This is a genomic window from Roseivirga sp., from assembly GCF_049099775.1.
Taxonomy (GTDB): Bacteria; Bacteroidota; Bacteroidia; order Cytophagales; family Cyclobacteriaceae; genus Roseivirga.
In genome coordinates, this window is record NZ_JAGDZM010000001.1 from 265,137 (window position 1) to 277,296 (window position 12,160).

12 protein-coding genes are annotated in these 12,160 nt (G+C 39.0%); 9 read left to right on the forward strand and 3 right to left on the reverse strand.

Going from position 1 to position 12,160, the window contains the following annotated elements:
* The first annotated feature begins 13 nt into the window (after positions 1-13).
* The gene (gene pyrE / locus JXQ92_RS01235) at positions 14-661 is read left to right on the forward strand and encodes an orotate phosphoribosyltransferase (protein ID WP_421984761.1); all 648 of its coding nucleotides are present in this window, start codon (positions 14-16) and stop codon (positions 659-661) included.
* Between the two features lie 5 nt (positions 662-666).
* Here pyrE and JXQ92_RS01240 read toward each other — a convergent pair whose 3' ends face one another.
* Genes JXQ92_RS01240 through JXQ92_RS01250 form a run of 3 tightly spaced genes read right to left on the reverse strand, consistent with a single transcriptional unit; the run spans position 667 to position 3,117 of the window.
* Positions 667-1,446, reverse strand: coding sequence for a TIGR02757 family protein (locus JXQ92_RS01240; RefSeq protein WP_421984762.1), 780 nt, complete (start codon positions 1,444-1,446; stop codon positions 667-669).
* On the reverse strand, positions 1,447-2,331 hold the full coding sequence (locus JXQ92_RS01245; RefSeq protein ID WP_421984763.1) for a LysM peptidoglycan-binding domain-containing protein: 885 nt from the start codon (positions 2,329-2,331) through the stop codon (positions 1,447-1,449).
* Between the two features lie 3 nt (positions 2,332-2,334).
* The gene (locus tag JXQ92_RS01250) at positions 2,335-3,117 is read right to left on the reverse strand and encodes a DUF4905 domain-containing protein (protein WP_421984764.1); all 783 of its coding nucleotides are present in this window, start codon (positions 3,115-3,117) and stop codon (positions 2,335-2,337) included.
* Between the two features lie 41 nt (positions 3,118-3,158).
* On the opposite strand from JXQ92_RS01250, the gene JXQ92_RS01255 reads away from it, so the two are divergent.
* The 8 genes from JXQ92_RS01255 to JXQ92_RS01290 all read left to right on the forward strand — a co-directional run bounded on the left by JXQ92_RS01255 (position 3,159) and on the right by JXQ92_RS01290 (position 12,160).
* Positions 3,159-4,538, forward strand: coding sequence for an NfeD family protein (locus JXQ92_RS01255; RefSeq protein ID WP_421984765.1), 1,380 nt, complete (start codon positions 3,159-3,161; stop codon positions 4,536-4,538).
* Complete coding sequence (locus tag JXQ92_RS01260; protein ID WP_421984766.1) at positions 4,538-5,794, forward strand: aminotransferase class I/II-fold pyridoxal phosphate-dependent enzyme; 1,257 nt, start codon at positions 4,538-4,540, stop codon at positions 5,792-5,794. Before JXQ92_RS01255 ends, JXQ92_RS01260 begins: the two co-directional genes overlap by 1 nt.
* Positions 5,794-6,165 carry a cyanoglobin gene (locus tag JXQ92_RS01265; RefSeq protein ID WP_421984767.1) on the forward strand — a complete coding sequence of 124 codons (372 nt, stop codon included), beginning with the start codon at positions 5,794-5,796 and terminating at the stop codon, positions 6,163-6,165. Before JXQ92_RS01260 ends, JXQ92_RS01265 begins: the two co-directional genes overlap by 1 nt.
* Positions 6,166-6,331: 166 nt before the next feature.
* Positions 6,332-6,856 carry an NfeD family protein gene (locus JXQ92_RS01270; protein ID WP_421984768.1) on the forward strand — a complete coding sequence of 175 codons (525 nt, stop codon included), beginning with the start codon at positions 6,332-6,334 and terminating at the stop codon, positions 6,854-6,856.
* Position 6,857: 1 nt separating this feature from the next.
* On the forward strand, positions 6,858-8,456 hold the full coding sequence (locus JXQ92_RS01275) for a flotillin family protein (protein WP_421984769.1): 1,599 nt from the start codon (positions 6,858-6,860) through the stop codon (positions 8,454-8,456).
* Between the two features lie 91 nt (positions 8,457-8,547).
* Positions 8,548-9,291 (forward strand): lysophospholipid acyltransferase family protein, encoded by a 744-nt coding sequence (locus tag JXQ92_RS01280; protein ID WP_421984770.1) that lies wholly within the window; start codon positions 8,548-8,550, stop codon positions 9,289-9,291.
* Complete coding sequence (gene gatC, locus JXQ92_RS01285) at positions 9,281-9,577, forward strand: Asp-tRNA(Asn)/Glu-tRNA(Gln) amidotransferase subunit GatC (protein WP_421984771.1); 297 nt, start codon at positions 9,281-9,283, stop codon at positions 9,575-9,577. The genes JXQ92_RS01280 and gatC overlap by 11 nt, the downstream gene beginning before the upstream one ends.
* Before the next feature lie 39 nt (positions 9,578-9,616).
* A complete protein-coding gene (locus JXQ92_RS01290; protein ID WP_421984772.1) occupies positions 9,617-12,160 on the forward strand; it encodes a hypothetical protein in 2,544 nt (847 codons plus the stop codon).

Here is a 12,160-nt window from a genome sequence, read left to right on the forward strand (position 1 = left end):
TTAAATTCGCGACATGGGAAATGTTCACAATGATAAGGAAACTGCACTAAAAGTTGCATCTGATTTACTTCAAATTCAAGCTATAAAACTTAATAAAGAGAACCCTTTCACATGGAGTTCGGGATGGAAGTCTCCTATTTATTGTGACAACAGGCTTTCATTGTCTTACCCTAGTACTAGAACTTTTATTAAAGAGGCTTTAGCTGAAGCCGCAAAAGCACAATTTCCTGGTTATGAAGCCGTCGCAGGAGTGGCTACAGCAGGAATTCCGCAAGGTGCACTATTGGCGGAAGCACTTGATGTGCCGTTCATTTATGTGAGATCAAAGCCTAAAGGACATGGCATGGAAAACTTAATTGAAGGAAAAGTCACGCCGGGTCAAAAAGTGATTGTATTAGAAGACTTAATTTCAACAGGTGGCAGTTCTTTAAAGGCAGCTGATGCTTTGCAGAAATCTGGTTTTGAGGTATTAGGTATGCTGGCCATATTCACTTATGGTTTCCCATTAGCTGACGAGAACTTCAAAAACGCCAACATTCGACTTCATTGCTTAAGTAATTATCAAATAATGCTAGAAAAAGCGATGGAGCTGGGCTACGTAAATGCTAGCGATATAGAATCGCTAGAACAATGGCGAAACGATCCTGGGAACTGGGGTTAGGTTAACTATTTCTCTTCCACGCCTAAACCGAATAAGGCAAAGTCGTATTTGACAGGATCAAAAGGATCGAATTGTTTTAGATTTTCTGTTAGTTCCAAAGCGGTTTGCCAATCGACTTGCTTCCTTTTAATCAAGCCTAGTCGGCGGCCAACTCTTTCTACATGGACATCGCATGGACAAACTAATTGACTTGGCTTAATACCTTTCCAAATGCCAAAGTCTACACCCTGATCGTCTTGTCTGACCATCCAGCGCAGAAACATGTTAATGCGCTTACAGGCTGACTTTCTGGCTGGTGTTGCAATATGTTTTCTGGTTCGTGACGGAGCCTCTTCTAGGCTAAAGAATTGATTATGGAATTCAATCAAACCGTTCTCAATAGTTGCGTCCCCATCCTTAATGCCATATAAAAAAGCCTGCTCCAATGAATCATGCTTCTGGTAAAATGACTTCAAATAGGTGATAAAGTAAAGGGTATCAATATCATTGAAAGTGCGATGTTTGAAATTCAAGAATGGCTTTAGGTCGTTTTCTTGATGATTAAGGATAAAATCATAGGGCTGATTATCCATCATTTCGAAAAGAGTCTTGCACTTATTGATGATGGTGATCCGCTGGCCCCAAGCCAATATAGCTGCCCAAAATGCCGTAATCTCTATGTCTTGTTTGAGTGAATAGGCATGCGGAATACAGATAGGGTCATTTTCAATGAAGCCCGGCTGATTATACAATGCATATTTTTCGTTGAGAAAACCTCTTAAGTCCAAGGAACGCGTAGAATTCATCTACTGGAAGTAACTCAGTTGAACTCTAAAGCGCTTGTCAATTGCTTTTAGTTGCGTATAAGCTTTTAGATTGAGCTTGATAATTACGTCATCATTCACGGTAGTATCTGGTATGGTGCCGACCACTCTAACATAAACCGTCAAATCATTCATTAAATTTTTCACCTTGATCACAGTTCCTACTCTAGCCGTTTTATGTAATGCAAAGTATTTAGTCGATGGCTCTTCTTCGTCTATTACCTCTGCCATGCCTTCAAGTTCGAACGACTCAAAAGACCTTCCGTCATAAGCTACAGCCTCAGGTTCTGGGTCAATCGTTCCAGTTTTTTGTGCTGCGGTATCAACTTTTACAGTAACTGGGGGCACTGATGGCTGTTCAACTGGTGCTACTTCAGGTGTTGAAGTTTCAGTTGTTTTAATCGGTTTAGCAGTTGCTTCAACCTGTTTTTCGACTTTCACTTTTAAAGCTTGCCCGAGTGATAAGGCATTAGAACTTAATTGGTTCCATTCTTTTAACTCTGTAATACTGACGTTATATTTTTTGGCTATTGCAAAGAGCGTTTCTCCTGCAGCTACTTTGTGTTCAACTTCCTCTGTCGTTGTTTGTAAAGCCACCTTGTTTTTAGAAGGTAAAGTACCACCGAAAGGTATTTTCAATGTTTGACCTATTTGAAGTCCTGTAGATAGGGAGGCGTTGGCATTATTGATTTCAGTAACGGTTGTTTTATATCTTTTCGCTAAAGAGAAGAGTGTTTGCTTGGCCATTACCTTGTGAACCACGAAAACCTTGTCTCCTACTTTCTCTATTCCTAAAGAGTCGGCCTGACCAAAAACGGTTAGGTTAAAAGTGATTGTAAGTATGATTATCCCAAAAATTCTTCTCATTCCTTAAAAACTATAAAAAACTAAGTTTCGTTTTCCTTCAACAAATATAAGTGCTTGCCCCACTATAAAAAACGTACCTGATGCCAAGCCTTTCAAATCTCGATCCAAAGTTTTGTTCAGTAATACAGCACCATCATGATTAAATACGAAGAAATCGAGATTATAGCCTGTTTCAGTTTTAGTATTTAAGGCCAAGGCGAAAAAATTGGGCATTTCTAAGTAGTCGCAACTACCGTATATTTCAATCTCCAATTTCGACTTTACGAACCTGGAAATTGTCTCAAAATGAGGACTATCCGTCTCATAATGAATTGGAAACTTGCAGTTTACCTCTTTGTCGTTTTTTGGCTCGCCATGGCCATCCTTCGAAACTTCTTCTCCAGTTTTTAAATCAATAAGAAAACCATCATCCTCTGTTTCTAGACTAGAAACACTCAATAAACCATTTGCCGCCTTATTTAACCTTACATCTTCAATTGACCAAAGGGCTTCTAAGCTGTTAATATCAAATCCAAAGACAGATCTGGCTTCAATATTCTGGGTATCATCATAGGTTTGAAAAACAATTACATCGTCTTGAAAATCATAAACACTAATCCACCACGCTTCATCAAAACTGATGCTCTGCCATTGAAATGTCAACTTTTCTAGATCGAATAGAGAAAAAGTCACCTGCAGATTTTCTCTATCTCTTAAGGTGATCAGAAGCTTATTACCATAAGGCAATACCTCCCAAATATCCTGTTTGAATTCGTGTGAAAAAACGGCTCTTAATTGCTCTGACAAGTCCTTTTATTTGTAATTTGAAACAAAAATAAGCTATTCAAGTGGGGATCAAAGCAATTCAAAATGTGGTAAGGTCGATTGTCTTACTTTCTATACTTCTTTTGACGGTTGTGGTCATAGCCCAAGACAATACCATATCGAATAACGGGAAGACGAGGGTTTTTCTAATGGAAATAAGGGCAGATATAGATCCTCGGATGAACCGATATGTTGAACTCGCGCTAGATCAAGCCACCTATGAAAATGCTGATATTGTAATTATTGATATGGATACGTATGGCGGTGCTGTTGGCGATGCGAATGATATCCGAACCAGAATTTTAGAATATGACAAACCAGTTTGGATGTACATTAACAATGATGCTGCTTCTGCCGGAGCGCTCATTTCAATAGCTGCCGATAGTATATATATGGTTTCTGGGGCGAACATTGGCGCGGCTACTGTTGTCAATGGAAGCGATGGGTCACAAGCACCTGACAAGTATCAGTCTTACATGCGTTCTATTATGCGTTCTACTGCTGAAGAAACGGGACGCGACCCTTTGATTGCAGAAGGTATGGTCGATGATAGAGTAGAAATTGAAGGTGTAACTGCAGCCGGAAAAATCGTCACTTTTACAACTTCTGAAGCAATTGCTAATGGATTTTGTGAGGGAGAAGTGTCGAGTATTTATGATATTCTACAGAAAAACAACGTCGACAACTTCGAATTAATAGAATATGAATTATCGGCCACTGAACGAATAATATCCTTTTTCCTTAACCCTTTTGTTAGCGGTTTACTCATACTGGTTATTACCGCAGGTATTTTCTTTGAATTGCAAACTCCGGGTGTAGGATTTCCGATCGCTGCGGCGGGATTAGCACTAATTTTATACCTAGTTCCTTACTATTTAAACGGACTGGCAGCTAACTGGGAGATTGCCGTTTTCTTTGTTGGCTTTGTGCTTATCGCTCTGGAAGTTTTTGTGATACCGGGTTTTGGTGTAGCCGGTATAAGTGGAATTATCTGTATAGTGGGTTCTCTCATATTTATGATGATTGGGAATGACTACTTCAACTTCGACTATGTGCCTTCTGAAGAAATTGCTACAGCTGCAACAGTGGTGGGTATAGGAATATTTGGCTCAATTATACTGTTGTTTGTACTTGGCTATCGAATTACCAAAATGGATATGTTTAATAGAATGGCCTTAATGGAAACCCAAGAAAAGAAGGACGGCTATGTTTCGACATTCTATAATGAAGATATGGTGGGCAAAATGGGTACCGCAAATACCATATTAAGACCGAGTGGCAGAATAGAGATAGATGGAGATATTTATGATGCCTATACTCGTGGAGAATATGTAGAAAAAGGCGATAGTGTAACTGTGATCAGTCAGGAAGGGACATCGCTAAAAGTAAGAGCCGTTAAATAATGGATAAGAAACATCAAGAAAAATTTAGCCCAGAAAGCTTAGTGCTTTCTGCTGGCCACGACCCATCGAATGTTCTGAATTCGATCAAAAATCCAATATTCCAGACGTCTACCTTCATGTTCAACTCAGCAGAAGAAGGAAAAGAATTCTTTAAAGCTTACGCGAACGCTAAATCGCTTGAGGAACGAAATAAGAGCTTAATCTATTCAAGACTCAACCACCCTAATCTAACAGCTGCTGAATTCAAATTGGCGAAACTAGATGGTGCTGAAGATGCAGCATTCTTCGAAAGTGGCATGGCTGCCATTTCCACCACGATTATGACTTTTTGTAAAGCCGGTGATCTCATTATGATGTCTTCTCCGATCTATGGTGGTACGGATAGTTTTATTAAAAAAACACTCACTCAATTTGGCGTAGAATGGATTGAGTTTGAACCAGGGGCGAGTAAAGAGGTTATTAAATCTCTAATTGAGAGTCACCCCAAGAAACGGCAGCTGAAAATGATTTATGCAGAAACACCTGCCAACCCAACGCTTTCATTGACTGACATCAGTATGTTGGCTGAAATTAAAAAGGAACTGAATAAAGAAGGAATTTCAGCTGTTTTAGCTGTTGACAACACCTACTTAGGCCCAACTTTTCAAAAACCTCTAGCACATAATGCTGATATAAACCTCTATTCTGCTACTAAATACATTGGCGGACATAGTGATGTAATTGCCGGCGCCTGTTCTGGAAGTGAGTCGCTGGTACAGCAAATCAAAGGGCTAAGAACTGTTTTAGGATGTATGGCATCCCCTTTTACTTCTTGGCTGGTAACGCGTAGCTTAGAAACGGTGACGATCCGTATGGAAAAACATGCCAGCAATGCAAGATTACTTGCAGATTTTTTAAAAACTCATGAGAAGATTAAGAGGGTATTTTACCTCGGTCACCTTAATACGTCAGACCCTGAATATTCAATCTACCAAAAACAACAAACTTCAGCTGGCGCTATGATGGCTTTTGATTTAAGAGGTGGAGAAAAAGAAGCTTTCAAATTCTTAAATAGTCTTCAACTAGCCAAACTAGCTGTTTCATTGGGTAGCACTGAAACGTTAGCATCTCACCCGTTCACCATGAGCAGCGCCAATATGGATGAAGAAGATCGCTTAAGAAACAACATCACACCTGGACTTGTAAGAGTTTCTGTGGGTATAGAAGACCCAAACGACCTTATTTCTGATTTCGGTTACGCATTAAGCCAGGTATAGTGAGCGAAAGGCAAACTTTATACGAGCGAATTGGCGAAGACAACATCTTGCAACTGGTAGATGATTTTTATGAAGGAATAGCTGAAGATAACTTACTGCGAAAAATGTATCCGGAAGATTTATTACCAGCTAAAAACCGATTAAAGCTTTTTTTAATTCAAGTATTAGGCGGTCGACAGACTTATACCGATGAGCGTGGGCATCCGATGCTACGGAGACGCCATTTTCAATGGCAAATAGGTCAAGAAGAAGCTACACGCTGGCTACAGCATATGTACAATGCGCTAGAAAAAGCCGATTTTCCTGAAAAAGAAAAAGACGAATACTGGGACTACGTTTATAAAGCGGCCCTGCACATGATCAACAAATAGTAGATCAAGATCGACCTACCCCGAAACCGTTTATCCGTCGGAAAATCCACTGGAAATAACTCTGTATAAAAGGTAAATATTTATAGAGTATACTATAGATATGTATTGATCAATTGGGTATATTTCTAATTGATTTCCATCACCTTTTTCATTTAACTCTTTTCATATGACAGTAGATATTTATTGGAATATTGCGCTTATCTCAAGTGTTCTTCTAGGCATCATTTTTCTGCTAAGTCTTTTTGGTTTGGACGTAGATGAATTAGAGTTTGAAGGCTTTGGAGATAGTTTTTCGTTCAACGCGCTCATTGCATTTTTTGCGGTAGCTGGCTGGACGGGTTATCTAGCTCATGATAAAACAGACATGAGCGGAACGCTCATTTTATTCACTTCAATAGCAGTGGGTATCGTTTTCTATATCATTAGCATTTACTTATTAAACAAACTCAAAGGCATTGAAACAAAAGGAAATGTTACGATTGAAAATGCTATTGGAAAAACTGGTACTGTTTATTTAACTATCCCCGGAAATCAATCGGGAGAGGGTCAGATACAATTAGTACTACAGGGTGGGCTAAAAACATATAGCGCACAAACCAAATCTGAGGCAATATCAACAGGCACCAAAGTGCTTGTTTACGATCTGTCTCACGGAAAATTACTTGTTGAACCCTATAACGAAAATAAATAATATGGAATTAATCTCACCGGTTATCGGCATAGTTGTCGGCTTTGTATTAGTACTCGTCATCATTCTGATATCACGCTATAAACGCTGTCCTTCGAACAAAATATTAGTTGTTTATGGTAAAGTCGGACCTGAAAAAAGTGCTAAATGTATTCATGGTGGTGGTGCTTTGATCATCCCCATCATTCAAGACTATCAATATCTCACACTGAGCCCAATACCAATTGAGATTGATTTGAAAGGTGCCTTATCAAAACAGAACATTCGTATCAATACTCCAAGTACGTTTACAGTTGGTATTTCTATAAAGGAAGGCATCATGCTTAATGCGGCTGAACGTCTCCTAGGCCTAAGCGAAGATGAAGTTAAAATGCAAGCGCTAGACATTATCATTGGTCAATTAAGGTTAGTAATTGCTACGCTTTCTATTGAAGAAATCAACAAAGACAGGGAGCAGTTTCTTAGCCTAATTAATAAGCACGTGGCTAGTGAATTAAATAAAATTGGACTTGAACTGATCAACGTAAATATCAAAGATATTACAGATGAGTCAGGCTATATTGAAGCGATTGGTAAAAAGGCCGCGGCTGAGGCAATTAATCAGGCAGTGGTAGAAGTAGCTCAGCAAGAATCTTCTGGTGCTATGGGGCAAGCCAAAGCGTTTAGGGAAAAGGATGTTCAGGTTGCTGTAGAACAAGCACAATCTGAAGAAGGTGTTAAGCAAGCAGAAGCGAAAAAGCGTATTGCTATTGCCAATGTAGAAACAGAAGCAGCCATTGGTGAAGCAAAAGCTACAAGCGAGCAACAGGTTCAAGTGGCTGAGCAAGATGCTCTTTCCGATGAAGGTAGAAAAGCGGCCGAGGCAAAGAAAAGGATCTCTATTGCGAATTTAGAAGCTGAAGCGATTGCGGGCGAAAATGAATCTAGAGCAAAAGAGGCGGTGTCTATTGCAGCACTAGAAGAGCAAAAGGCAGAAGCTAAACGACGTAGTGATGTGGCGAGAGCAGAGGCATTGAAAAAGATTCTAGAATCTGAGAAAATCGCTGAACTAGCACGATTAGAGAAAGAAGAAATCATTAGAAATGAAATCAACAAGCGTAAGCAGGTCATTGATGCTGAAGCAAAAGCGCAAGAAACGATTAACCTTGCGCGAGGTGAAGCAGATTCTACTCTACTAAAGTTCCAAGCTGAGGCAAAAGGTATGGAAGAGTTGCTGAATGCTAAAGCGACAGGTTATAAGGAAATCATTGAAGCTTGTGGTGGCGATAGTAAAGCAGCGGCTACACTCCTATTACTTGAGCAAATGGAATCCCTAGTAAGCCGCCAGACAGAAGCACTAGCTAACTTACAAATTGATAAGATAACTGTTTGGGATTCAGGTAATGGATCTGGTGGAGATGGAACAAATGCAACAGCAGGTTTTATCAGAAACTTTATCAGTGCTTTACCTCCAGTTCATGACTTGGCAAAACAAGTTGGAATTGACTTGCCTGACTATTTAGGTAGTATGACTGCAAATGATGTATTAGCTAATATTCAAGAAAAGCATGGTGATGCCACCGATGCAGCAGAAGATGCTTCTTCACAAGAGGATGAAGATTAGGACGCTTAGTTTTAACAACTAGTTTATAAATAAAAAAGCGCAGTTAATAGCTGCGCTTTTTCTTTGGGCTTTACCTATCTTCGCAAACAGAATGAAAAAGAGTCTTATCAAGATATATTCTGTCTACGGACTTATAGTTTTTGGTCTAACCTTTTTGATTCTTCTCCCCTTATTTTTACTGGCAATTTTTGTGAAACCGCTTGAACGCATAGCCGCTCCATTGAACCACATTTGGGCACGGGTGTTCTTCTTTTTCCTTTTTCTCAATAGAACGAAAGTTCGGTATGAAGAAAAACTCGAAACGCATCAAACCTATATATTCTGTACAAACCACAACTCCTACCTCGACATTCCCACAGTTGGTTTGATCTGGCATAACTTCAAATTCATTGGAAAAGCCTCACTTCGAAAAGTACCGCTATGGGGTTATATGTACAGTCGCTTACACATTCTTGTCGATAGAAAAAGTATGCGAAGCCGACATACTAGCTGGATAGAAGTTACAAAAGCCATCAAACAAGGCTTCAGTATTATATTCTTTCCAGAAGGCGGAATTGTTTCTAAAAACCCTCCTCAAATGGCTTCTTTCAAAGACGGCAGCTTTAGAATAGCAGTTGAAGAACAAATTCCAATTGTGCCGGCAACAATCCATCGCAATCACCTACTTTTGCCAGATAGAATGCCTTTAACCATGCATACTGGATTAATAAGCATGAAAGTTCATAAACCGATATGGCCAAATGGTGAAGGAGATGAAGCTATAAAGGCGTTGAAACTTCAAGTAAGAAATACAATAGAAAAAGAGTTAGATCAGTTTTATTCAAATGAAGGTTGAAAGAAAAGATCTTAAAAAAGTAGCCCACTTGGCGCGTTTGAATGTTCAACCAGAACAGGAAGAAAAACTAGTTGCCGATATGAATAATATCCTAGACTGGGTGGATAAACTCAGTGAACTGGACACGGAAAACGTAGAGCCGCTCACACACATGACTAAAGAACAGAATGTGTTGAGAGACGATAAGGCTAAAAACGAACTAAAAACTGATGCGGGTCTAAAAAATGCCCCAAGTCATGACGGTACATTCTTCAAAGTACCTAAAGTGTTGAAAAGAGATTCTTAATCTTTAACCATAGCGCATTCCCCCTTGAGTAATAAACCTTTGAACATATTTAAAGCAGCAAGTTTTTCTATTGCAGGAATTTGCCTGATATATTTTATTTATGCGCTGCTTACCGGTGATAATCTAGCATTGCCTTGGGAAGTAGATACTACATTTAAAACAAGACCTTTACTACTTGAATACTTCCAACTTAATGGCGAATCTGCTGGCCTTTATGTAGACCAGATTATTAGCTGGCAAAAGTTCTATACAGGAGAAATCCAATTTTTAGGTTGGCCAGAAACCATTGTGTTTTGTTTGTTCTTCATCGCGCTGATTACAGTCTCCACAGTTGTTACCTACCTCGATAGGTTCAGCTATTTCATTACCTCCGGTATTATTGTTTTTGTACTAATCCAAATGCGGCTCGAGGAACTTGGTATCGCACAAGAATATTTGACCTATGCCGTAATAGGTGGTTATGCTATTGTATCGTACCTGTTCCATAGTTTTTACCCCAACACAAAACTTTGGATTAGAATAAGTGCAATTACCCTCCTTTATGGTATAATTCTCGGTGTAATTCTACTAGGTACTAACCTTACAAACCCGCACCTTGTAGCGATTTCTTACGGCATAATTGGGCCCGTAATACTTTCCACCATTTTCATAGTCTTCATTGCAGGTGACAACATTTTCACACTATTCAAACTAACTACGCAAGGCTCTTCTAATGGCAAAGAAAGCTTTAAACACTTTTTGATTATTGGAACAATCTATGTATGGCTAGCCATCTTAATTTTTCTCCAAAGAACAGGTTATATAAACATTAGTCTTTTTGAGGAAACACCATACGTTCTCCTAGTTTTTTCTATGGCATCCGGATACTTCTGTATCGACCGAAAACTGCATAGCATTCAAGATATTTTTGGAATAACGCTATTGAAAAATTGGCTATACCCTATTAGTTGTAGCCTAGTTTTAGGCCTAATCGCATTTGCACATTTAACCATCAATGACTCAATTGTAAATGCATTGGAATGGGTAATTATACTCAGTCATATGACTTTTGGCCTCGTATTTTTCGTCTATGCTTTAGCAAACTTTGTATCACCTCTTTTTGAAAATATTGAAGTATGGCCAGTGTTTTTTCAGGGTTTACGTGCTCCAGTCTTAGTAGCAAGGTTTCTAGCTTTCGTCTTGTTTTTAGGTGGTATGTTCTATTTAGACAATAGACCGTATTATCAAGTTAAAGCAGGTCAATATGGTATGCTGGCCGCTTTAGGCAAAAAAGTAGGCAATGACATTCTTACCGATCAATACTATCGACAAAGTGTTTTTCATGATTTCTATAACTTCAAAGCGAATTATTCTCTGGCACAAATAGCCAAACGCGCTGATGAAGTTGAAAGTGTGCCGATTAAACTCAATAACATTTTAAGGGGCGCAGAAAGTCCAAAAGCCCGAATCGCTTATAGTAACTATTACGCGGAGAGAGATTTATTGTATCAAGAGCTAACTACCCTTTTGAATTCAATTGAAAGCGAAAACAGTCCGGAGGCAAAAAACAATTTAGGGCTCTCACATTACCGATATAGCAATTATGATTCTGCCTATAACTACTTCGTAAACGACCTTAGCGCAAACTCTGTGGTAAGTGAGGGGAATCTTGCCGCATTGAATTATGATTTAGCGGCAAAGATTAAGTTCGATACAACGGTTAATTATAAATATACTAATGACATTAATGTCATGATTAATCGACAGGCATTGGCCAATGCACAGGGCGATGTTATTCCCTATAATCTTTCCCTAAATCCAGATACAATACTGACTAGGCCAGCACTATTTTACCTTTACAATGCTGCCTTAAACCAATCGGATACAGAGAAAGATTTTATACTGCAAACGATAGATTACTATCTGGCCAGCAGTAAAAACGATCAGTACAATAACTTTTTATTGATAGCCCGAGCAGTTGGGCATTATAACCAAGGAAATGTAAATGAAGCATTCAGAAGTATAGAAAATTCAATTGCCGCTAGTCAAGCTTCAGCCGGATTTCCCTATTTCGTTAAAGCCGTTTGGGCATTTGATCAAGGTCAAGTCGATCTTACTATTGAAAGTCTCGATAATGCGAGTAAAAAAGGATACTACGAACCACAAGTGCAACCCTTTGTAGATGGTTTAAAAGAACTTAATAATTACTCAGAAGTGGCAGACATTAGCGATCAGCTGGGTGCCCTTGAAAATGAAAAAATCAATTTAGATAGCGCCACCTATATCAAAAGGCTCAAAACTATAGCCGATTTAAATGCTTTCGATCACAAAACGACCTTAAGCGCCATTGAAAAGATTAGCGTATATAACGATAAGGACCCTGACATATATAGCATTTTACTTTCAGCCATAAATATCAATTCAAATTCGCCAGAACTCTTAACCGCTTACATCTATCAATGTGCCCGCTCAGGTTATAGCAGTTTCGGCAAAACAGCAATCGACCGACTAGAAACTATGGTTGGTGCCGAAAAAATAATTGAAGTTGAAGATAAATTCGAATCTATTCAAAAAGAGCGATTAGCGGACTTAATCGGAAAATAA